This window comes from Marinomonas polaris DSM 16579, assembly GCF_900129155.1.
GTDB lineage: Bacteria > Pseudomonadota > Gammaproteobacteria > Pseudomonadales > Marinomonadaceae > Marinomonas > Marinomonas polaris.
Genome location: NZ_FQVF01000012.1, coordinates 142,490 through 162,669, shown reverse-complemented (window position 1 = coordinate 162,669; position 20,180 = coordinate 142,490). Strand labels below are relative to the sequence as shown.

Genomic DNA, 20,180 nt, shown 5'->3' with positions numbered 1-20,180 from the left:
CATCATCCCGAAGAACAACAAGCCAACATAAAGCGAATTGACGTGTTAGACGTTTCGCAAGACTTCAATTTTTTTGATCAACTACATCTCGGTAAAACCGGTCTGCGATGATCTTCTGAAGCCTCCAGCGAGCGCCCACACAAATTATCTGATTATCTATTTTAAAGAGCGTCTGATTCTGCGTTCAACTCCCTTACCTAAGTAAGTCGCAAACTCTTGTTTGCGTCGTTGTCCGTGTCAGTGGAGGCGTATAATACAGCCTAGAAGTTTTAGCGCAAGCTCTTTTTAAAATTTCTTTTAATTAATTTAAATTAAACTCAACAAGCCACAGATAAACAAAAAGACACCGGAGTGTCTTTTTGTTTATCTCAATTACTTAGGCATCGCCCATCAACAGCTACAACACAAACAAGTGATGCTTTTTCTTACCTAATTTAACGAGGAAGTACTTCCCGAAATAGCCATTTGCAGCAGTGAAGATATCAGCAGCTGTCATATTGTCACTCAACCCCTTAGCCACGCCATTTACAAAAACAGAATCTCGCTGAAGAGCATCCTTGACCTGCTTGCCACTAGCAGCCAATCCGGCATCCGCCATTAGACTAGTAAGGGGCGTTTCAACAAGATCAATACCCGCCAAAGAACTGCTCGGCAAACCATCAAGCTGAATTTGCTCAAGATCTTGCTCACTTAATTGATCAGCTTCACCACTAAACAAAGCATTAGTAATACGCTCCGCTGCTTGCAGACCTTCTTCACCATGAACAAGTTTAGTCGCTTCTCGTGCAAGAATAGCTTGCGCCTGAGGCTTGCCACCACTTTCTTTATCTGCATTTTCAATTGCATCAATCTCCGCAAGATCTAAGAAAGTAAAGAATTTCAAAAATTTATAAACATCGGCATCGGCAGTATTCATCCAAAATTGATAAAAAGCGTACTGACTTGTTTTGGAAGAATCCAACCAAACCGCACCAGATTCCGTTTTACCAAATTTGGTTCCATCAGATTTTGTAACCAAAGGAACAGTTAAACCAAATGTTTGAGATTGATTTTGACGACGAGATAGATCGATACCACCTACTATATTCCCCCACTGATCACTGCCACCTATTTGAAGGGTACAATCATAGGCTCTATTCAATTCAGCAAAATCCATTCCTTGCAACAATGCATAAGAAAATTCAGTAAAAGAAATACCAGCGCCTTCTCTGTTAAGGCGCTGCTGAACAGATTCTTTATTGATCATTGCATTAACAGAAAAGTGCTTACCGATATCCCTCAAGAAATCCAGCACACTCATTTCGCCAGCCCAATCGAGGTTATTAACAACTCGAGCAGGATTAGACACATCATCAAATTTTACAAATTGACTTACTTGGCCACGAATTTTTTCTGCCCAACTTGCAACCACATCGGATGTATTCAATTGACGTTCAGCCGCTTTAAAGCTTGGATCTCCTATAAGGCCTGTCGCACCACCAACCAAAGCAATTGGGTTATGCCCAGCATCTTGAAAACGTTTTAGCACAAGAAGAGGAACAAGATGCCCCAAATGCAGACTATCTGCGGTTGGATCAAAACCACAATAAAGAGTACGACTTCCACCATCAAGATGTTTTTTTAGCTCATCTTCTGCCGTCATTTGGGCGATAAGTCCACGAGCTTGCAAGTCATTCAAAAGGTCTTTACTGCTTACAGTCATTATTTTGATCCATATCCTAGTTAGTTTATCGTACTTAAGCATTCAATTATAAAAGTAATGTTGGTAGGATTATAAGGCTTTTATTAAAGATTTTTAGGTACGCATTTTGATCAAGCTATTACCAACAAAGCATTTACTCCTAATTTCAGGGATAAGCGCACTCCTCGCCATAGTACTTATAGCACTCCCTGACGAGGAAACCATCGATAACAATCTAATTTCCCTCGAAGCAAACTTTGAGGTGATAGATCAGTCTCAGCTTATGCTGCAGGACTTGCAAAAACTCACGCCCAAAAGCAGCACAATCCCTTTAACAACCTTTTCGCCCAACAATACAAACTCTACCTACGATATTCCTGCACCTGACGCCTTGGTAAAAAAGAGCAGCCCAGCAACATTTAAAGAACAATCTGTTGAAGTAAAATCTGGCGACTCCCTATCAAAACTATTAGCTAACGAAGGCATATCAGCACAAGACATTTACAAAGTATCTCTGGCTGACAAAAAACAAAAAACCTTGCTGCAAATGAGGCCAGGACAAACAATCAACTTCACAACTAATGAAGCATCTGGAGAACTCACTCAGTTAACACTTATCCTTAACCGCTTAGATAGTGTAACCTTTGAGCGAAATGATGATAAATTCAATAGAACAGAAGCCTCCAGAACACCAGAAGTTGTCCAAGCCTACAAAGAGGCAGAAATCAATAACTCATTATTTGTTGACGGACTAAGATCAGGAATCGATCAACCCTTATTAATTGAGTTAGCAAATATTTTTGGCTGGGATATAGACTTTGCCTTGGACATTCGAAAAGGTGACAGTTTAAGTATGTTATATGAAGAAAAGTATCTTGATGGTGAAAAAATCGGACATGGCAACATTATAGCTGCTCAGTTTATCAACAATGGCCGAACCTATCAGGCAATTCGCTACCAAACAGAAAAAGGAGCAAATTATTATACCCCTGATGGATTGGCAATGCGCAAAGCCTTTATACGAACACCTGTTGATTTCACAAGGATTTCATCAAAATTCAATCCAAACAGATTACACCCTATTTTCAAAACCAGTCGTCCACACAGAGGTGTTGATTATGCAGCCGCAAGCGGAACTCCAGTAAAAGCGGCTGGAGATGGCAAAATATCCTTTGCGGGAAAACAAAACGGTTATGGCAATGTTGTGATTATCGATCACGGTAAAGGTTACCAAACCCTTTACGCTCATTTGAAAGGCTTTTCAAAGGGGACAAAACGTGGCGCCAGAGTTCAGCAGGGCAATATAATTGCCTACGTAGGACAAACAGGCTGGGCGACAGGCCCACACCTTCACTATGAGTTCAGAATAAACGGAACCCATAAAAACCCAGTAACTGTTAAATTACCAAATGACGATCCAATGCCTAAAAACGATTTGAAAAACTATCTACCTTATGCAAAGCAGGTAGTCGCTACATTATCGAATTCACATTCACCATCGTTTGCGCAAAAACTCGCCTCTTTAAAAGAATAACACCACCACTTTATAATTTCACATAGAGCCAGCGTGACTTACACACTGGCTATTTAACCTACTACATTTATCACACACACGAAACCAGCCTCGAATTGCCACCTCCCCACTCTACAGCAGAAGAAGACACCTTACCTATCACCGATTATAAGACAAAGTAAGCACCCACAAAAAAGCCCATCTACAAACACTAGACAGGCTCTTCTACTACGATTAACTTTAACTAAGCGACACCTACACTATAAAGCCTTAGCTTTATATACAATACCTGGGTGGCACTGAACAATCTCAAAATAATCAGATAGACCACTCAATGCTTCAGATCCACCAAGAAATAAATAACCTCCAGGCTTTAAAGAGGCATGCATTCTTTTCAAAATATCCAATTTAAGATCAACGGTAAAATAAATCAGCACATTACGACAGAAGATCACATCAAATTTACCTAGCATCGAAAATGATTCAATAAGATTCAAGTACTTAAATTCAACACGCGCACTCAAGTGCGGCTTAATTTTCCAAGTCAAATCATTCACTTTATCAAAGTACCGACGCTGTAAATCCGCACCAAGTCCACGAGCAATAGCCAAGCTGTCATATTCACCCTGCTTAGCATGCTGCAAAATATTAGTACAAATATCTGTCGCTACTATTTTTTCACCCGCTTTCAAAACGCCAGGCCGAGACGCTTTAAACTCCTCTATAACCATACTTATAGAGTAAGGTTCTTGACCGGTAGAAGATGCAGCTGACCAGATTCTTAGAGGTGCCGCTGTCATTTCAGGCAGCACTTTGTCTTTTAAAATCGTAAACGGGTGCGTATCCCTAAACCAAAGAGTTTCATTTGTCGTCATTGCATTAATGACTTCTTCTTTTAGCTTAGATCCCCCCAACCTCTCCAAAGCATCTACTAACTGCTCAATTTTAGAAAAACCCTCTCTCTCTAAAATTTTTCCCAAGCGACTGGCGACCAAATATTGCTTATTATCACTCAGCGAGATCCCACACACTTTCTGCAAGTAATCTCTAAACCTGATATAACCATTAGGTGTAATTGCATTTGTACTACTGAGCATTAAAACTCCATAAGTGACAGGTTCAATAAATAAAGCCCCATATAAAGGGCCTAAACATTACTCTGATTGCACCTGCACTGTCTCTATAGCCAATCGAGCCAATTCATCTGGTTGGAACTTCGCCAAAAAGCCATCAGCTCCTACTTTTTTAACCATTGCTTCATTAAACACACCACTCAAAGAGGTATGAAGAAGAATAAATAGATCTTGCAACCGACTATCATTACGAATCGCAGTTGTTAATGTATAACCATCCATCTCAGGCATCTCTATGTCAGATATAACCATAGAAAACTCCTTAGTTACATCCTTACCTTCTGCAACCATATTTTGAAGATAAGTAAGCGCTTCACGACCATCACATAAAACTGTCGTAGCAAAACCAACCTGTTCCATACAACGTTTAATCTGCTTACGAGCAACAGAAGAATCATCCACGATAAGAATATGATGCTTTTGTGCATTCTCTGTCACACCAGCATTCACAATACCTTCTGAGATATCCTGACGAGTAGGAGCAACTTCAGAAAGAATCTGCTCAACATCAATAATCTCCACCATTTCTTTGTCAACCTGACAAACGGCTGTCAGGTAATTATCATTCGACAATCCTTTTGGTGGTGGCTGAATATCACTCCAATTCATGTTTACAATGCGCTCTACACCACGCACTAAAAAACCCTGAATTCGACGATTATATTCAGTAATAATCACAAAACATTGACTAATATTTTCGATTGGGCTCGCACCTGTAGCCAGTCCTAAATCTAAAATAGGAATAGTACCGCCACGAATATGAGCAACACCTCTAACCACAGGAGAACTATGAGGCATAGTGGTTAATTTAGGACACTGCAGCACTTCTTTCACTTTAAAAACGTTGATGCCATAAATTTGCTTACCATTTAAGCGAAACAACAGCAATTCAAGTCGATTTTCCCCTACGAGCTGTGTACGTTGGTTAACAGTATCCAGAACTCCAGCCATAAACGCCTCCAAAATGTGTAAACATTATACTGAGGTATCACCTCAAAATTGTTAAAATGTATCATCCAATGATAAAGTGAATTCAAATAATTTACTAACTATCTTATTTATAACGTAATAATAAACAAAGAGAACAAATCATGCGAATCATAAGGCTAAGCATAGCCTTCATTTGTTTCCAAACTGGTTTTACATTTGCCATAACGACTGAAGAACAAATTAACCACTACATAAATCAAGTAGAGATTCCTCGGTTATCAGAAATATACCCTGATGCAGCCATAAGCATCACATTAAACAATCTTGCCGCACTCAACTACTTGCCTGATTGTGAAAACGAATCAATTCAGATCAACAATCAAAGACCAGACGCTACCAAACGCACAAACTATGAAGTCAGCTGTGACTCACCAACTTGGAAGTCCTACGTACCAGTAACTCAGTCCATAATGATTCCAGCAATAAAAACCATCACCCCAATCAACCGAGGCCAAGCCATCAGCAAATCAAACACCGATGTGGGAGAAGTGGACATTTCCAGCCTAAGAGGACATGTTTACACTAAAAAAAACCCACCTTACGGCCTAATTGCTTCACGCAACTTGCGCATAAACACAGTCATCACTGACGATCTAACCAATCAGCCAACCTTAGTTAAAAAAGGCGACTCAGTACTAATAACAGCAAGCAGTGGTACCATTATAGTCCGAATGAACGGTGTTGCTTTAGAAAATGGTGTCAAAGGCCAACAAATTCGAGTCAAAAACACAAGTTCTGAACGAATTATATACGCCAAAGTTGTAACTGACAGTGAGGTTCTTGTAAACTATTGAGTACAGACTGATCGGCAATGAATAAATACTCTTTTCTGGGGCTTTTTATTAAAGTTCTTATAGACCCAGCCGACAACATAGACAGGCAAATCATTAAAGGGCGGAAAACCCAATGGCAATACATTTTACAGGTCTATCAAACCAGAGCACGATCAACAAAAGTGAACGATCGCAAAAAGATGATGCGACAAATAGCGCAACGGACAAACAAAGCTCAGTTCAAAGCGGTGGCACATTGGCAGAAGACACCGTGAAATTAAGTGGCACTGCACAAACTCTTCAAAGTCAGCAGTCTAAAATTAGCAGCTTACCTGATGTTGATATGGATAAAGTGGAACAAATTAAAAACGCTATTGCAGCAGGCGAGTACAAAATAGATACCCAGAAGCTAGCAAATAATATGGCTTCTATGGATTCGCTATTCTAGACTGTAACTCCTATACAGTTTGTAAACGGTTTGTCTTATGATTCCTATCGCACCTATATTTATCAGAAGCAAAGAGATATTAGAAAAACTCTCTTCGCTTCTTGATGAAGAGCGTTTAGCTTATGGGGAACTGAACAGCGAAGTAATCATTAGCCTATCCGAGCAAAAACAAACCCTTCTTGATGAAATGAATCAGCTTAATGAGAAAAGAGTCAACATTCTCATTAAATTTGATATTGTCGACCGAAAAAAACCTACTGAAGTAGAATTCAAAAACTGGTTAAGCCTACAAGACAGCTCAATGGACAACGTTCGCCTATTGATGCAAGAGTGCGAAACATTACTCAAAAAATGTAAAACACAAAACAACACTAACGCTCGAATCCTTAACACCTTACAAAAGCGTAACAAGCATCTTTTCGAATTACTCCAAGGCCATAGCAGCAAAAACAAAGTCTATACAGCCAGAGGCTCTACACGCCCAATAAGCAGTAAACATACATTAGGCCGAGCTTAAAAAACCATAAGAATCAACATCATACTTAGTTGTCATTTGTATTTCGGTCGTAATTAATGTATAAATCTCAACTTGCAGCACGTCCTCATAGGTAAACAGGATATACCGGCCGCCTCCTAAGCAGCTATTCCAGGTTCGAGTCCTGGTGGGGACACCAACACATTAAGCACTGCAAAAAACTAAAAAAAGAGCCTCTTAGCTCTTTTTTTAAATACTTTTATAAAGCAATACCTTATTCCGCCTCAATCACCTCAAAGCTATGAACAATTTTCACACCACCTCTCTCTAACATTAGAGAAGCAGAGCAATACTCTTCTGCAGACAATTTAACTGCTCGAGCAACAACACTTTCCTTCAAGTTACGACCAGTAACGACAAAGTGCACTCGAATTTCAGTAAACACCGCAGGGATAGTATCAGCTCGATCAGCATCAATTTGAGCAACACAAGAAACCACATCTTGACGAGATTTCTTTAAAATCCCAACCACATCATAAGAAGTACAACCACCCAAGCCTGCAAGCAAAAGCTCCATAGGTCTTGGGCCAGCCACTTGATTACCATCGATTTCCACTTTAAAACCAGAACCGGTTTCAGCGGTAAAATGCACATCTTCTTGCCAACTAACATTTGTCTTCATCATTCAACCTTACTTGATTCTGTCATGACTGAAACTATCATCATTACGACTGGAACAACTCAGCCAATTTTTCACCTGGGTCATCGGCGCGCATAAAAGCCTCGCCAACCAAAAACGCATGAATACCTTTTTGCCTCATCAAGGCCACATCATCACGAGTATGAATCCCGCTTTCTGTAACAATCAAGCGGTCGGAAGGCACACTGTCCATCAATTCAAACGTATGATCTAAACTAAGTTCAAAGGTATGAAGATTTCGGTTATTGATACCAAGCAATTCAGTCTGAGTATATTCCAAAGCCAATTCTAACTCTGGGCGATTATGCACTTCTACTAACACATCCATACCAAGGTCACGAGCCATTTGATCTAGCTCTCGCAATTTATCACCACTTAGGCACGCAGCAATCAATAAAATACAGTCTGCACCAATCGCCCTAGCTTCTAGCACCTGATACTCATCGACAATGAAATCCTTGCGAATAACAGGTAACTTACATGCTGCACGAGCCTCAACTAGATAATCTTCATGACCTTTAAAGAAATCACTGTCTGTTAGAACAGACAAACAAGCCGCACCTGATCTTTCGTAGGATCTAGCAATGTCAGTTGGGATAAAAGGCTCGCGCAATACACCTTTACTAGGGGAAGCTTGCTTAATTTCAGCAATAACACCAGATTTACCGATAGCTATTTGATGTCTTAATGCATGAGCAAAACCACGAGGGGCGTTATGAACATTAGCTACAGACGCTGCAACCTCTAAATTTCCATACGGTGTATGAGATTTACGTTCGGTAATTTCTTCATACTTTCGCGCTACAATCTTCTTTAAAATTGTCGGTGTTTCTATTTGCATTAGGTTACTGCTCCTATAATTACAGTGAGTCAGGACTCATAAAACAACGCGTGAAACTAGCTAATTCAGACATCTTGACTTTGGCTGTACCACCGCCAATCACATCTTCCGCAATATTCACACCTTCTGCTAAAGTATCAGCAATACCTGAAACATAAATCGCCGCGCCAGCATTTAAAGCAACAATATCCCTGGCAGGGTTTATTTCCCCCTTACCATCCAGTGCCATTTTTACTAAAGCAAGGCTTTCAGATGCATCAGCAGCTTGAATCGTATCAATAGATTGCAATGGAATGCCAAAATCTTCTGGTGAAATTTTATACTCTAAAATTTCACCATTTTTTAATTCCGCCACATAAGTTGGTGCAGCGATACTAATCTCATCCAAACCGTCTTCAGAGTGAACAACCATAACATGCTCACTACCCAGAGCTTTCAATACTTCAGCAATAGGACGAACCCACTTCTGATGAAAAACCCCCATGACCTGACATTTTGCATTAGCAGGGTTAGTCAATGGACCAAGCAAATTAAAAATGGTTCGAGTAGCCATTTCCTTACGAGGACCAACTGCATATTTCATAGCTGAATGATGATTAGGCGCAAACATAAAACCTAAACCTATCTCTTCAACACATCGACAAACCTGCACAGCATCAAGACCAAGGTAAATACCCGCTTGCTCCAGCACATCTGCACTACCGGATTTCGAAGACACGGAACGCCCGCCGTGTTTAGCAACCTTCCCCCCCGCTGAAGCAACAACAAACGCAGACGCTGTAGATACGTTAAACAAGTTGCCACCATCACCGCCAGTGCCGCATGTATCAACCACATGTTCAAGATCCAAATGTACCTTGCTCGATAACTCTCGCATCACCTGCGCCGCAGCGGTAATTTCTTCGACCGTCTCACCTTTCATTCTTAGGCCAATTAAAAATCCGCCTATCTGTGCTGGCGTGGCTTTTCCCGTCATGATGTCATGCATCACTATTTGCATCTCGTCGCCGCTCAAATCTTGGCGTTCAACAACAGCAGCAATCGCCTTTTGAATATCCACCAGCCTCTCCTATCGTATTAAAACTATCGTGTTAAGAAATTGGCCAATAAAGCATGACCTGCTTCAGTCAGAATCGACTCAGGATGAAATTGCACCCCTTCAACGGCAAGTGTTTTATGTCGAATTCCCATAATTTCCTCTCTATCACCCTCTGCATTTTGACTCCAAGCGGTTACTTCTAGGCAATCAGGCAATGAGTCTGCTGAAACGACCAAGGAATGGTAGCGTGTTGCAGTCTGCGGGTTTGGCAAGCCAGAAAACACAGAGGTATTTTGGTGATAAATTAACGAGGTTTTACCATGCATGACATTTTTAGCACGAATTACCTCTCCACCAAAGACCTGACCAATACTTTGATGGCCTAAGCAAATACCCAATATTGGAATTTTCCCTGCAAATGTCGTGATTGCAGCCAGAGAAATCCCCGCTTCGTTAGGTGTGCAAGGCCCCGGTGAAATCACTAAATGCGATGGAGCAAGGCGCTCAATATCTTTAATGCTAATCTCATCGTTACGATACACCTGTACATCCATCCCTAACTCACGAAAATATTGCACAAGGTTGTAAGTAAAAGAGTCGTAGTTATCAATCATCAATAACATAAAGAAGGGGCGCGCCTATAAAACAATATTGATCTACTAATGTTAGAATCCGCAGAAACTGACACAAAAAACGAAATGCATTGACGAATAATAAAAACATGCATTTTAAAGTGCGCTAAATTCTACACTGTCAGGAACACTCTGTCTCGCCAGACCTTACACTTCATAAGATCCTAACAGTTCAAATAGCATACACTAATCACTAATCTCCCCATCAAATGACACCATAATTTACCATTTTTATTTCAGCGTTTTGGAAGGTTTTAAATAATACCGTGTAAAAACAAAGCCTTGTTTGATATACAAGCAGTTATACCGCACACTAGAAAGCATGTTATCTTTACCGTCATTATTCAGTGTTTTAAGGATGCCCTGTGCATAGCCAAGTCGCCGCCCTCATCGAAACCCTCATACATGACGAGCACTCTCCAGAGTCCATTAACAAGGCCATTTCAGAGTTAACACCGGACGATGTGGCATTAGCGCTTGAATCCATTCCGCTTACCCAACGCCGGCAAGCATGGGCAAATATCAAACAGGCCAACCGACTTGATATTTTGGTTGAAATGCGTGGAGAGTCTCGACAGCTACTATTAAGAGAGCTAGATGACTCAGAAATAGAAGCTTTATTCACTGATGTCGATGCCGAAGACCTACTCGAAATAACGGACTCGCTACCAGACCGCCTTGTAGACATCGCCTTAAAGCAGATGGACAACAAACAACGCGAATATTACCAGCAAGGTATTGTTTACAACGATGATGTTGTTGGCCGTTGGATTGACCACGAATTATTAATCGCCTCTCAATCCATCCGCGCCTCTGAAGCTCTTAGACTGCTAAAAAAGAACACGCCAGATTACACAGATATGGTGTATTTGGTGAACAGAACTGGCCGTTGGGTTGGTTGCGTGAAGTTTGACCGTCTATTCAAGGCTCAAGGCCACGAACCAATTTCAAGTTTGATAGATGAGGATTGCTCCTTTATCCACGCCGATACAGAACTAACAAAAGCTGCAGAGCAACTCGAACGATCGTCGCTATCAGCACTACCTGTGGTGGATGACAATCAAATTCTATTAGGTCGTTTCCACGCAGGACTTGCCATGGAAACATGGCGCTTAGAGCACGAAGCTCAGCAAATGTCGACAGCAGGCCTAAATGAAGAATCTGATTTATTTGCACCAGTAAAACGCAGTGCAGCAACTCGTGGTATTTGGCTTGGCATAAATTTACTGACGGCATTTTTAGCCTCAGCGTTTATCGGGCTATTTGAAGCCACACTTCAACAGGTCGTTGCATTAGCAGTATTAATGCCAGTTGTTGCCTCCATGGGTGGTATCGCAGGCAGTCAAACATTGACGTTAATTGTCCGAGGCTTAGCCCTGGGACAAATAACTCGCAGCAACTTAAAATCTTTATTATCAAAAGAATTAAAAGTAGGCGGATTAAACGGCATATTATGGGCCATTGTAATTGGTGTAGTGACTTTATGGTGGTTCGAAAGCCCAATGCTTGGCATGGTGATCGGCTTAGCTATTATCGTCAACATTATAATGGCTGCCCTGTCTGGCGTTCTAATACCAGTATTACTAGATAAATTACGTATTGATCCAGCGCTCTCTGGATCAGTCATTTTAACCACTGTGACAGATATAGCTGGTTTTGTTGCCTTCTTGGGATTGGGCACTTTATTACTTATTTAAGTAACACAACTAGCATAACCTCTAATCAGAGCCATTCACGAACAAGACAAAGGTATAGAGAAGCATAATGAACTGGGAAACAATGCAAGTATATTTAGGCTTGGGCGACACTAAAATGCACTGGGTTGTCCGAGTATTTTTAGTTGTACTTGGTACACTAATTGTTAATTTTATTGCCACCCGCATTTTAATGCGTATAGACAAACAACTCGAAAAAACCAAAACACCTTGGGACAATGTCTTAATTCATGCAGCACAAAAACCTGTTGGGGTCTTTGTATGGTTGGCTGGTTTGAGCATTGCCGCTGAAATTTCCGGTACAGAAGTTGACCCTAATTTTTCATCACTTATCCATGCAATTCGTGAAGTCGGCGTTATCGTTATACTGACTTGGTTCGTATTGCGCTGTATATCTGAAAGCGAAAGAACGCTTACCAACTCAAGCAAAATAACCACTAACGTTGACTACACAACGGCCAGCGCAATCAGTAAATTATTACGTGCATCCGTTATCATCACCTCAGTTTTAGTTATCTTGCAAACACTAGGTTATAGCATTTCCGGCGTATTGGCATTTGGTGGTATAGGTGGTATTGCCGTAGGCTTCGCAGCTAAAGATTTACTCGCCAACTTCTTCGGTGGTTTGATGGTATATTTAGATCGACCATTTGCTATTGGCGACTGGATTCGCTCACCAGATCAAAACATTGAGGGGACAGTAGAGCATATTGGCTGGCGACAAACACGCATTCGCACTTTCGAAAAACGCCCCCTGTATGTTCCTAATTCCACCTTCTCATTGATTTCGGTTGAAAACCCATCCCGTATGACCCATCGACGTATTAATGAAACCATTGGAGTACGTTATCGCGACTTCAGTCTTCTACCAACCATTTTGGCGGACATAAAAGACATGGTTGCCAACCATGAAGACCTCGATACAAATGAAACTTACATGGTGAATTTCAATCAGTTCGGCCCATCGTCTCTAGATTTTTTTATTTATGCTTATACAAAAACCGTGGACTGGCGAACCTACCATAACGTCAAACAAGACGTGCTGTTCAAAGCTATGCAAATTATTGAATCACATGATGCAGAAGTTGCCTTCCCAACCCATACAGTTCACATGGCTGACGATAGCCAAATGACACTATTATCGGAACAGGTGAACTCATCGGAGCAACCTGTAAAAGAGCAGCTTCAGAAAGAGCAGCTTCAGAAAGAGCAGCTTCAGAAAGAGCCATCGCAGAAGGACAAGAGCTAAAGTAATATATTCAATTTTTAAAAACTTAATAACAAAAAAGGCCAAACTAGAAATAGCCTGGCCTTTTTACACCTCTCACGCCATAAATAAAATCAGACAAGCAACTCAGCTAAATCATCAATTATCGCATCAGCGCCCAGCCCTTTAAGATCAACACCTTGATTGTAACCATAAGTCACCAAGGCACATTTGAAACCAGCGTTATTTGCAGCTTTAAAATCAGTAATTGAATCACCGATCATCAGACAATTTTCAGGCAAGGCTTCAATTGACTCACTGCAATGCAACAAAGGCATAGCAGATGGCTTCTTCTCTTCTAACGTATCACCACCCAGCAACCAACCAAACTGCTCAGTCAGCTCAAAATGATCTAACATAGGTTTCACAAACACACTTGGCTTATTGGTAATCAACGCAACAGGAACACCGTTATGCTTAAAGGCTTTCAGTAAGGCTTTCACATTTGGATAAAGCATCGTGCCGTCGGTCAAATGCGCATGATAGTGCGTCAGAAAAATGCGATATGCTTCTTCCTGTTTAGCAGAATCAATATCTGCCCACGCAAGTGCCTGCTCGATCAATTTAGCCGAACCAAAGCCAACCCAACTACGAACACGCTCTTCACCGGCAAGCGGCGCCCCGAGCTCAGCTAAGAAAGCATCTACCGCTCCAGCAATATCAGGCACACTGTCAACTAAGGTTCCATCCAGATCCAAGCAAACCAGTTCTGGCCAACCATCAAACCACTTTGAAAAATAACTAGGCGTTTTCATTAACGTACACTCGCTAATTCTTTGCGCATCGTATCAATGACAGCTTTGTAGTTATCTTTGCCAAAAATAGCAGAACCAGCTACAAAAGTATCTGCGCCTGCGCGTGCGATTTCAGCAATATTTTTTTCACTCACACCGCCATCGACTTCAAGACGAATGTCATAACCGCTGGCATCAATCAATGCACGAGCTTCGCGTAATTTATCCAGAGTACCAGGTATAAAAGATTGCCCACCAAACCCAGGGTTAACTGACATCAACAACACCATGTCGATCTTATCCATCACATATTTTAAATGCTCGAGAGAGGTTGCTGGATTGAATACCAAACCAGCCTTACAACCGCCGTCTCGAATCATTTGCAAAGAACGATCAATGTGTTCACTGGCTTCTGGGTGAAAAGTAATAATAGAAGCACCCGCTTCAATAAAGTCTCCAATCATGCGATCAACAGGCTTCACCATCAGATGTACATCAATATCCGCTGTCACGCCATGTTTGCGCAATGCTTTACAGACCATAGGTCCAATCGTTAAATTAGGAACATAATGATTATCCATCACATCAAAGTGTATGATGTCGGCTCCGGCCTCCAAGACATTGTCGACCTCTTCACCTAATCGAGCAAAATCGGCAGAAAGGATCGAAGGGGCAATGATAAAATCATTCATATCTGACTCCAGCAGTGACACAATAAAGGTCTCATAGTGAAAATTTAGACCGTATTTTAACAAGGCCTTTAAAAGAAGTATTGAAAACAATGAAGAAATTTACTGCACTGCACCACGCTATCATTGCACTTCTTTCCTTGAGCACAAATACCGCTCTTTTCGCGGAAGAATCACAAGCAGCCCCCGGCAGTACAACTACTCCACAGCAAAATACACCGGCGCAAACAACACCAACACAAAACACTAAAGAATACATTATTCCCAAGCCACAGGTTTCTCGGATTGATGCACTGAAAACTTCGTTAACAATAAGACGTTTAGATCACCAAATTCAAACCTTAGAAGCGAATGCAGAGCCTTTCCTTGCCCTTTATAGACCATCTCTCACCAGCTCAACTCAAGGCTGTGTAATAATGCTGCATTCAGACAACGAACACCCTGATTGGCCAGATGCCATCGCACCATTACGCGATGCCATGCCGGAGCACAGCTGGTGTACTTTATCCCTTGAAGTCCCAGACATTATTAAACGTGCCGAGCCTGTTAAAATAACCGCAGCGACAGCAGAAAACACATCATCACCTAAAGAACTTCCTAACCAAACTCTGGTTTTCGCTCGCATACAGGCAACTATCGATTACGCCAAAGCACAAGGAGTAGAACAATTCACTTTTCTTGGCTACGGTACTGGCGCCAGCTACGCCTTAGCATTCCTAGCCGCCAACAAAGACGCAGGCAAAGCATTAACGCTTATCGATATAGAATCCCCTCCGAATCTATCAGACTACGAAGTGGCACAACAAATTCGTCAAATCGCGCAGCCTATCTTAGATTACTATGTCGACAAGACTGGGAACGACCAATTTTCGGTATGGCGCAAACAAGCAGCCAACCAAAGAACAGATAAAATTGGCGATTTGGTCCAAGTAAACGCCTTGCCAGATAGAGTTACAGGAAAGAACAGCAAACAATTATTGATTCAACGAGTTCGTGGCTTTTTAAAGCAAAACACCAGTCAAATAAACCAACTAAAATCATTACCTAGTGCAAAAAAAGGGCTTTTCTATGAAAGCCCTATAAACAATTAAATAGTCAAGTGAACACCTACTTACGAGCGTTCTTAACCATTTCATAAGCAGATTGAATTTCTTGCGTGCGCTCTTTTGCCAACTCAATCATTTCATCTGGCAACCCCTTTGAGCTCAATTTATCTGGATGATTTTTACTCATCAATCGACGATAGGCCTTCTTAATATCAGCATCGCTCATTTCTGGCGTCACACCTAACGCTTCATATGCTGCCTTTAATAAATCTTTTGATCCCACATTACTAGAAGAATAGTTAGAAGAAGACTGGTAGCCCTGTCTAAAGTGCGCTTGCTGCTTAACTTGGATATGCAAAGCCTCAAATTCAGCAACAGACACCCCTAGATACGCACAAACCTGAGACACAAATGACTTTTCTTCGACACTAAAATGGCCATCCGCATAAGCAGACACCAACAACACTTCCAATAAAGTGCGTGTCAAATCACCAGGACCAACGGTCTGCTTAAAAGTATTAAGGACAGCAGCAAGGTCAAAATTTTCAGATTTACCCTCGTTAAACAACTGCTTCGCTTGCTCTTGAGCAGCAGGTGATAAACGCAGGCGCTGCATAACAGATTGCGCCAATTGAATCTCTGCTTCAGATACCTGACCATCTGATTTGGCCAAACGCCCCATTAAAAGAAATAATGTGCGAAAAAAAGTTTCTTGTTGAAGGCGCATACCCGCACGACCACGAATTCCACTGAAAGCGCCGCCAGTCTGCGCTCTATCAACGACTCCGCCGACGATAAAGCCCAGTAAAGCGCCTAAAAAACCAGCCAAAATATAGCCTAAAATCGCGCAAACAACTTTCCACATAAAGATATTTCTCCAGAATCGGTAGCCCCTATGGGCCTGCTTAGATTATCATTTGTCTTATTACGTGGAACCGCTTATGGGCAGTATCCGATTTAGGACAATAATTATTGGTGGCAAGTATACCCTGCATGGTTAAGCATTTACGCACCTACGCCTTATTTTTTCAAAGTCTTTTCATATTGCCTCTTGCACAAGCGCAAGTTGATCAATGGGACTGGACTCCCAAAGAATCCCTGACGACTGAGCAGCGAGCGCAGCTAAGTCGATATTGTCAGGGTTCATACATTAGCAACTGGAAAGCGACAGATACGAAGGGAACAAATCTCGCTGCTGACCTCATCGTTCGTGACGAGAATGGTGTAATTCATCTTCAAGGAGAGGCGGAGATCATTCAGCCTCAATCTACCTTGTCTGCAGATGACATTGAAGGTATTCCAGACGATTATTATCTCGCTACAGGAAACGTCACATTACGCAGCGAAAATCAGCTAATCCGCAGTTCAACTGGTTACATAGCAAACAGCGGTGATGCACCAACGGTTTTCAAAGATGCAAAATTCCTTAGCCATCAATCAGGTGCTCGCGGCGAAGCCAAATCACTATCACGCAACCAAGATGGTGTGGTTTTTATCGAGGAAGGCTTTTTCACGACCTGCGAACCAAATGAAGAAAGCTGGAAATTATATGGTAGCTCAATAAAACTAGACCCCAAAAATGGATTTGGTACAGCAAAGCATGTACAGATTCGTATTGCAGGCCTAACTGTATTCTATTTTCCTTGGCTACGATTTCCAATAGACGACTCTCGTCAAACTGGCCTTTTATTCCCTAGTTTTAGCTACTCGGGATCAGATGGAGTCAGTTTTTCAGCACCATTTTACTGGAACATTGCGCCAAACTACGACGCAACAATTACACCGCAGTTTATCCAAAAGAAAGGTCAAGGGGTTGACTTAGAATTCCGACATTTAAGCCCTTATGGCGAAACAGTTTACGAACAATCTACTTTTTCTGATAATGATGAAGGCGAGCAGACGCTATTAAAATTAAAATCCACGCAGAAGTTTAATCAATACTTTAACGCTGGTTTTTTATTAGAAGACAACCCAACAAAAGATAAATATCCTGAAGCAAACAGCACGTCAATTGGTGAAAAAGACCACTACGAACGCAGCGCGTATTTTGCCTTTAACAATGGTAATTTTCTTAACAAGCTGACCTACTTAACCTATCAAACACCTAATGACAAAAATGATGAGCCATTTGAATGGCTACCTCGTATAGACAGCTCTTATCGTATAGCAACATCATTTTTAGATTATAAAATTGACGTTCAATATACAGATTTTTATGATCCAGCCGAAGACAATTTCGACGGTCAGCGAACAGTATTTAATCAAAACATAAAATTTGACCTAGGTAACGATTGGGGGAATTTCACCCCAGGATTTCTAACTCAATATAGAGATTATGACCTTCACAGCTATACAACAGACTCAGATAGCAGCACATCTGTAGGACATCTCACTAGCTATGTTGACTCATCACTACTATTTGAGCGAAATTTCTTGAATAATCAGACGGTATGGCGACAAACGATTGAACCCCGTTTAAATTATTTGTATTCACCATTCGAGTCTCAAAACCAGATTCCTGATTTTGATGCTAGCGAACCAACTATGACTTACTCTCAGGCCTTTAGTCATACACGCTTTAACGGTAATGATCGTATTGGTGACACGGAACAAGTAACTCTTGGTTTAGAAAGTCGTCTATATGATGAAAATAATAATGAAAAATGGGCCTTCAAAGCTGGCCAGATCTTCTATTTAGAGGACCGTTATGTTGGTATTGACGGAAGAACCGATAAGAACACAGCCATTGATAACTCAAAACGCAGTGACCTACTGACGTCCGCCAACTATAACGGTAACCGATATAGTCTAACGGGTAATTTGAATTACAACCTAGACGATAGCGAGGTAAACTTAGCTCAGCTTGTCGCTTCTTTAGAGCCTGTTGACGATATAAAAATAAACCTAAGCTATTTGTACTCGATCAATAACACAGATCCAGATGACGATGCTAAACAAGCTAGCATAGGAACTATTTTTCCGATCAATCAAAATTGGTCCATGTTCACACAATATACCTATGATTTCTTAAGAGAGGATGGCACTAAAGAAATTGCAGGGTTAGGCTATGAAAACTGCTGTATCAAGGTTTCGATGAGCTATCAACATTGGCTCAATGATGACAATGAGTTTGATAGAGGCGTCTTTTTACAATTTATTTTACGTAGTTTAAGCAGTGCTGGCCGCGCTAACAACAAAGCCAACAATATTGCTGACAGCTATTGGAACCAAGGAAAAGTTGGATATTAATCATGAAGTTATTTTCTTTTTTCTCTTTAATTCTATTTGCATTAGTACCTCTGCAAACACTGCACGCTGCACCTACAAAAATTGATGGAATTTCAGCGATCGTTGATTCTAGTCCTATTTTAGAAAGTGACATTGTAAGCCGCTTTCAAATCGTTAAGGACCGTGTTCCAGGCGGAGTCATGACTGACAACATTCATCGTCAAATTCAAAACCAAATGATAGATGAAGCATTACAAGTCAATTATGCCCGCAAAGTCGGCATGCGAGCGTCTAGTTCAGAAGTAGACAATGCTATTCTTGGCGTGGCGAAAAACATGAATCTAGACTTACAGGGTTTAAAAAATGTTCTCGCTAGCAAGGGCATTAATTATGAGCGTTATCGCGAGCAAATCGAGCAAGAAATTCTCATTAATAACATAAAGCGAGAAATCGTTAAAAAACGCATTGCCATTTCAGACCAAGAAATTGATGATTACCTCAGTTCAGACACCAGTATCACCAAAGAAAAAGATCAAGTACACCTGCGACATATAATAATTAGAGCAAGTAGCCCAGAAGAAGCTGCTGCAAAAATTAAAACCATTGCAGGAAAAATACACTCAGAGAATGACTTCGTGCAACAAGCGATCGAAAACTCAGACGGTCAATTTGCCATTGAAGGCGGGGACTTGGGCTGGCGTCCATTAAATCAACTACCGCCACTATTTGTACGGGCATTAGAAAGCGAAAAAGGCCCGCTTATAGGTCCATTACAAAGCAATGCCGGCTTCCATTTATTGTGGATGATTGAGAAACGCTCTCCAGATGTAACGCTACAACAGCAAACTAAAACTCGACACATCCTAGTTCGGGCCAATGAAATTCGAAATATGGAGCAAACTAAAGTTCTTGCGGATGAGCTTTATAAAAAACTAGAAAATGGTGCGGACTTCGCACAATTAGCTAAAGAGTACAGTGAAGACCAAGGCTCAACTTTACAAGGCGGCGATTTAGGCTGGGTCACACTAGGAGCCATGGTTCCTGAGTTTGAAGATGTGATGAAGAAAACTAACATTGGCGACATTAGTAAGCCGTTCCGTACACAATTTGGTTGGCACATTCTTCAAGTTGAAGGCCGTCGCGAAGCAGACATCAGCGATAAAGTGAAACGCAGCAATGCTGAACGCGCTTTAACCGCACAAAAGCAAGACATTGTCCTTGGCAACTGGCTCGACGAATTACGTGCTGACGCCTTCATTGATATTAAAAACTAAGG

Annotated in this window: 19 protein-coding genes and 1 tRNA gene; 10 read left to right on the top strand and 10 right to left on the bottom strand. The window is 41.3% G+C overall.

Annotation, left to right across the window (positions count from 1 at the left end; translation table 11 throughout):
* Positions 1 to 397: 397 nt before the first annotated feature.
* Positions 398 to 1,702 carry a tyrosine--tRNA ligase gene (gene tyrS / locus BUA59_RS14120; RefSeq protein WP_072840337.1) on the bottom strand — a complete coding sequence of 435 codons (1,305 nt, stop codon included), beginning with the start codon at positions 1,700 to 1,702 and terminating at the stop codon, positions 398 to 400.
* Positions 1,703 to 1,808: 106 nt separating this feature from the next.
* Between tyrS and BUA59_RS14115 the strand changes: the two genes are divergently transcribed.
* Positions 1,809 to 3,215: a peptidoglycan DD-metalloendopeptidase family protein gene (locus BUA59_RS14115; protein WP_072840336.1), complete on the top strand. Its 1,407-nt coding sequence runs from the start codon at positions 1,809 to 1,811 to the stop codon at positions 3,213 to 3,215.
* 239 nt (positions 3,216 to 3,454) lie between these two features.
* Here BUA59_RS14115 and BUA59_RS14110 read toward each other — a convergent pair whose 3' ends face one another.
* Both BUA59_RS14110 and BUA59_RS14105 read right to left on the bottom strand, forming a co-directional pair.
* Positions 3,455 to 4,291, bottom strand: a complete 837-nt coding sequence (locus BUA59_RS14110; RefSeq protein ID WP_012068786.1) for a CheR family methyltransferase — start codon at positions 4,289 to 4,291, stop codon at positions 3,455 to 3,457.
* Positions 4,292 to 4,348: 57 nt separating this feature from the next.
* Entirely contained in the window at positions 4,349 to 5,278 is a 930-nt protein-coding gene (locus BUA59_RS14105) for a chemotaxis protein CheV (protein ID WP_072840335.1), read from the bottom strand.
* 140 nt (positions 5,279 to 5,418) lie between these two features.
* Here BUA59_RS14105 and flgA point away from each other — a divergent pair, with 140 nt between their 5' ends.
* From flgA to BUA59_RS14085, 4 genes are all read left to right on the top strand, one after another.
* Positions 5,419 to 6,111, top strand: coding sequence for a flagellar basal body P-ring formation chaperone FlgA (gene flgA, locus BUA59_RS14100; protein ID WP_072840334.1), 693 nt, complete (start codon positions 5,419 to 5,421; stop codon positions 6,109 to 6,111).
* A 112-nt stretch (positions 6,112 to 6,223) separates the two neighbouring features.
* Positions 6,224 to 6,538: a flagellar biosynthesis anti-sigma factor FlgM gene (gene flgM / locus BUA59_RS14095; protein ID WP_072840333.1), complete on the top strand. Its 315-nt coding sequence runs from the start codon at positions 6,224 to 6,226 to the stop codon at positions 6,536 to 6,538.
* Positions 6,539 to 6,575: 37 nt separating this feature from the next.
* Positions 6,576 to 7,055, top strand: a complete 480-nt coding sequence (locus BUA59_RS14090) for a flagella synthesis protein FlgN (protein ID WP_072840332.1) — start codon at positions 6,576 to 6,578, stop codon at positions 7,053 to 7,055.
* Positions 7,056 to 7,136: 81 nt separating this feature from the next.
* Positions 7,137 to 7,212 (top strand) — tRNA-Arg (locus BUA59_RS14085).
* 75 nt (positions 7,213 to 7,287) lie between these two features.
* On the opposite strand, the gene BUA59_RS14080 is transcribed toward BUA59_RS14085, so the two are convergent.
* Genes BUA59_RS14080 through BUA59_RS14065 form a run of 4 tightly spaced genes read right to left on the bottom strand, consistent with a single transcriptional unit; the run spans position 7,288 to position 10,216 of the window.
* Complete coding sequence (locus BUA59_RS14080) at positions 7,288 to 7,695, bottom strand: OsmC family protein (protein ID WP_072840331.1); 408 nt, start codon at positions 7,693 to 7,695, stop codon at positions 7,288 to 7,290.
* 43 nt (positions 7,696 to 7,738) lie between these two features.
* On the bottom strand, positions 7,739 to 8,554 hold the full coding sequence (gene trpC, locus BUA59_RS14075; RefSeq protein ID WP_072840330.1) for an indole-3-glycerol phosphate synthase TrpC: 816 nt from the start codon (positions 8,552 to 8,554) through the stop codon (positions 7,739 to 7,741).
* 19 nt (positions 8,555 to 8,573) lie between these two features.
* Positions 8,574 to 9,614, bottom strand: a complete 1,041-nt coding sequence (trpD, locus tag BUA59_RS14070) for an anthranilate phosphoribosyltransferase (RefSeq protein ID WP_072840329.1) — start codon at positions 9,612 to 9,614, stop codon at positions 8,574 to 8,576.
* 23 nt (positions 9,615 to 9,637) lie between these two features.
* Positions 9,638 to 10,216 (bottom strand): anthranilate synthase component II, encoded by a 579-nt coding sequence (locus BUA59_RS14065; RefSeq protein ID WP_072840328.1) that lies wholly within the window; start codon positions 10,214 to 10,216, stop codon positions 9,638 to 9,640.
* 374 nt (positions 10,217 to 10,590) lie between these two features.
* Here BUA59_RS14065 and BUA59_RS14060 point away from each other — a divergent pair, with 374 nt between their 5' ends.
* Together BUA59_RS14060 and BUA59_RS14055 are read left to right on the top strand one after the other, a co-directional pair.
* Positions 10,591 to 11,922: a magnesium transporter gene (locus BUA59_RS14060; protein WP_072840327.1), complete on the top strand. Its 1,332-nt coding sequence runs from the start codon at positions 10,591 to 10,593 to the stop codon at positions 11,920 to 11,922.
* Positions 11,923 to 11,989: 67 nt separating this feature from the next.
* Positions 11,990 to 13,189 carry a mechanosensitive ion channel family protein gene (locus tag BUA59_RS14055; protein WP_245813154.1) on the top strand — a complete coding sequence of 400 codons (1,200 nt, stop codon included), beginning with the start codon at positions 11,990 to 11,992 and terminating at the stop codon, positions 13,187 to 13,189.
* A 92-nt stretch (positions 13,190 to 13,281) separates the two neighbouring features.
* Here BUA59_RS14055 and BUA59_RS14050 read toward each other — a convergent pair whose 3' ends face one another.
* Both BUA59_RS14050 and rpe read right to left on the bottom strand, forming a co-directional pair.
* Positions 13,282 to 13,962, bottom strand: coding sequence for a phosphoglycolate phosphatase (locus tag BUA59_RS14050; protein WP_072840326.1), 681 nt, complete (start codon positions 13,960 to 13,962; stop codon positions 13,282 to 13,284).
* Positions 13,962 to 14,633, bottom strand: coding sequence for a ribulose-phosphate 3-epimerase (gene rpe, locus BUA59_RS14045; protein WP_072840325.1), 672 nt, complete (start codon positions 14,631 to 14,633; stop codon positions 13,962 to 13,964). The genes BUA59_RS14050 and rpe overlap by 1 nt, the downstream gene beginning before the upstream one ends.
* Positions 14,634 to 14,722: 89 nt before the next feature.
* On the opposite strand from rpe, the gene BUA59_RS14040 reads away from it, so the two are divergent.
* Positions 14,723 to 15,721 (top strand): DUF3530 family protein, encoded by a 999-nt coding sequence (locus tag BUA59_RS14040; protein WP_072840324.1) that lies wholly within the window; start codon positions 14,723 to 14,725, stop codon positions 15,719 to 15,721.
* A gap of 16 nt (positions 15,722 to 15,737) precedes the next feature.
* On the opposite strand, the gene djlA is transcribed toward BUA59_RS14040, so the two are convergent.
* Positions 15,738 to 16,541, bottom strand: coding sequence for a co-chaperone DjlA (gene djlA, locus BUA59_RS14035; RefSeq protein WP_072840323.1), 804 nt, complete (start codon positions 16,539 to 16,541; stop codon positions 15,738 to 15,740).
* Between the two features lie 128 nt (positions 16,542 to 16,669).
* Here djlA and BUA59_RS14030 point away from each other — a divergent pair, with 128 nt between their 5' ends.
* Both BUA59_RS14030 and BUA59_RS14025 read left to right on the top strand, forming a co-directional pair.
* Entirely contained in the window at positions 16,670 to 18,925 is a 2,256-nt protein-coding gene (locus BUA59_RS14030; protein ID WP_072840322.1) for an LPS-assembly protein LptD, read from the top strand.
* 2 nt (positions 18,926 to 18,927) lie between these two features.
* Positions 18,928 to 20,178: a peptidylprolyl isomerase gene (locus BUA59_RS14025; protein ID WP_072840321.1), complete on the top strand. Its 1,251-nt coding sequence runs from the start codon at positions 18,928 to 18,930 to the stop codon at positions 20,176 to 20,178.
* Positions 20,179 to 20,180 lie beyond the last annotated feature (2 nt).

Excerpts from the sequence above, each read along its gene's own strand:
- BUA59_RS14025 (WP_072840321.1), top strand. The coding sequence starts at position 18,928 with ATGAAGTTATTTTCTTTTTTCTCTTTAATTCTATTTGCATTAGTACCT.
- BUA59_RS14050 (WP_072840326.1), bottom strand. The coding sequence starts at position 13,962 with ATGAAAACGCCTAGTTATTTTTCAAAGTGGTTTGATGGTTGGCCAGAA.
- rpe (WP_072840325.1), bottom strand. The coding sequence starts at position 14,633 with ATGAATGATTTTATCATTGCCCCTTCGATCCTTTCTGCCGATTTTGCT.
- BUA59_RS14110 (WP_012068786.1), bottom strand. The coding sequence starts at position 4,291 with ATGCTCAGTAGTACAAATGCAATTACACCTAATGGTTATATCAGGTTT.
- djlA (WP_072840323.1), bottom strand. The coding sequence starts at position 16,541 with ATGTGGAAAGTTGTTTGCGCGATTTTAGGCTATATTTTGGCTGGTTTT.
- BUA59_RS14065 (WP_072840328.1), bottom strand. The coding sequence starts at position 10,216 with ATGTTATTGATGATTGATAACTACGACTCTTTTACTTACAACCTTGTG.
- BUA59_RS14090 (WP_072840332.1), top strand. The coding sequence starts at position 6,576 with ATGATTCCTATCGCACCTATATTTATCAGAAGCAAAGAGATATTAGAA.
- BUA59_RS14030 (WP_072840322.1), top strand. The coding sequence starts at position 16,670 with ATGGTTAAGCATTTACGCACCTACGCCTTATTTTTTCAAAGTCTTTTC.
- trpC (WP_072840330.1), bottom strand. The coding sequence starts at position 8,554 with ATGCAAATAGAAACACCGACAATTTTAAAGAAGATTGTAGCGCGAAAG.
- BUA59_RS14080 (WP_072840331.1), bottom strand. The coding sequence starts at position 7,695 with ATGAAGACAAATGTTAGTTGGCAAGAAGATGTGCATTTTACCGCTGAA.
- BUA59_RS14055 (WP_245813154.1), top strand. The coding sequence starts at position 11,990 with ATGAACTGGGAAACAATGCAAGTATATTTAGGCTTGGGCGACACTAAA.
- flgM (WP_072840333.1), top strand. The coding sequence starts at position 6,224 with ATGGCAATACATTTTACAGGTCTATCAAACCAGAGCACGATCAACAAA.
- BUA59_RS14040 (WP_072840324.1), top strand. The coding sequence starts at position 14,723 with ATGAAGAAATTTACTGCACTGCACCACGCTATCATTGCACTTCTTTCC.
- tyrS (WP_072840337.1), bottom strand. The coding sequence starts at position 1,702 with ATGACTGTAAGCAGTAAAGACCTTTTGAATGACTTGCAAGCTCGTGGA.
- flgA (WP_072840334.1), top strand. The coding sequence starts at position 5,419 with ATGCGAATCATAAGGCTAAGCATAGCCTTCATTTGTTTCCAAACTGGT.
- BUA59_RS14105 (WP_072840335.1), bottom strand. The coding sequence starts at position 5,278 with ATGGCTGGAGTTCTGGATACTGTTAACCAACGTACACAGCTCGTAGGG.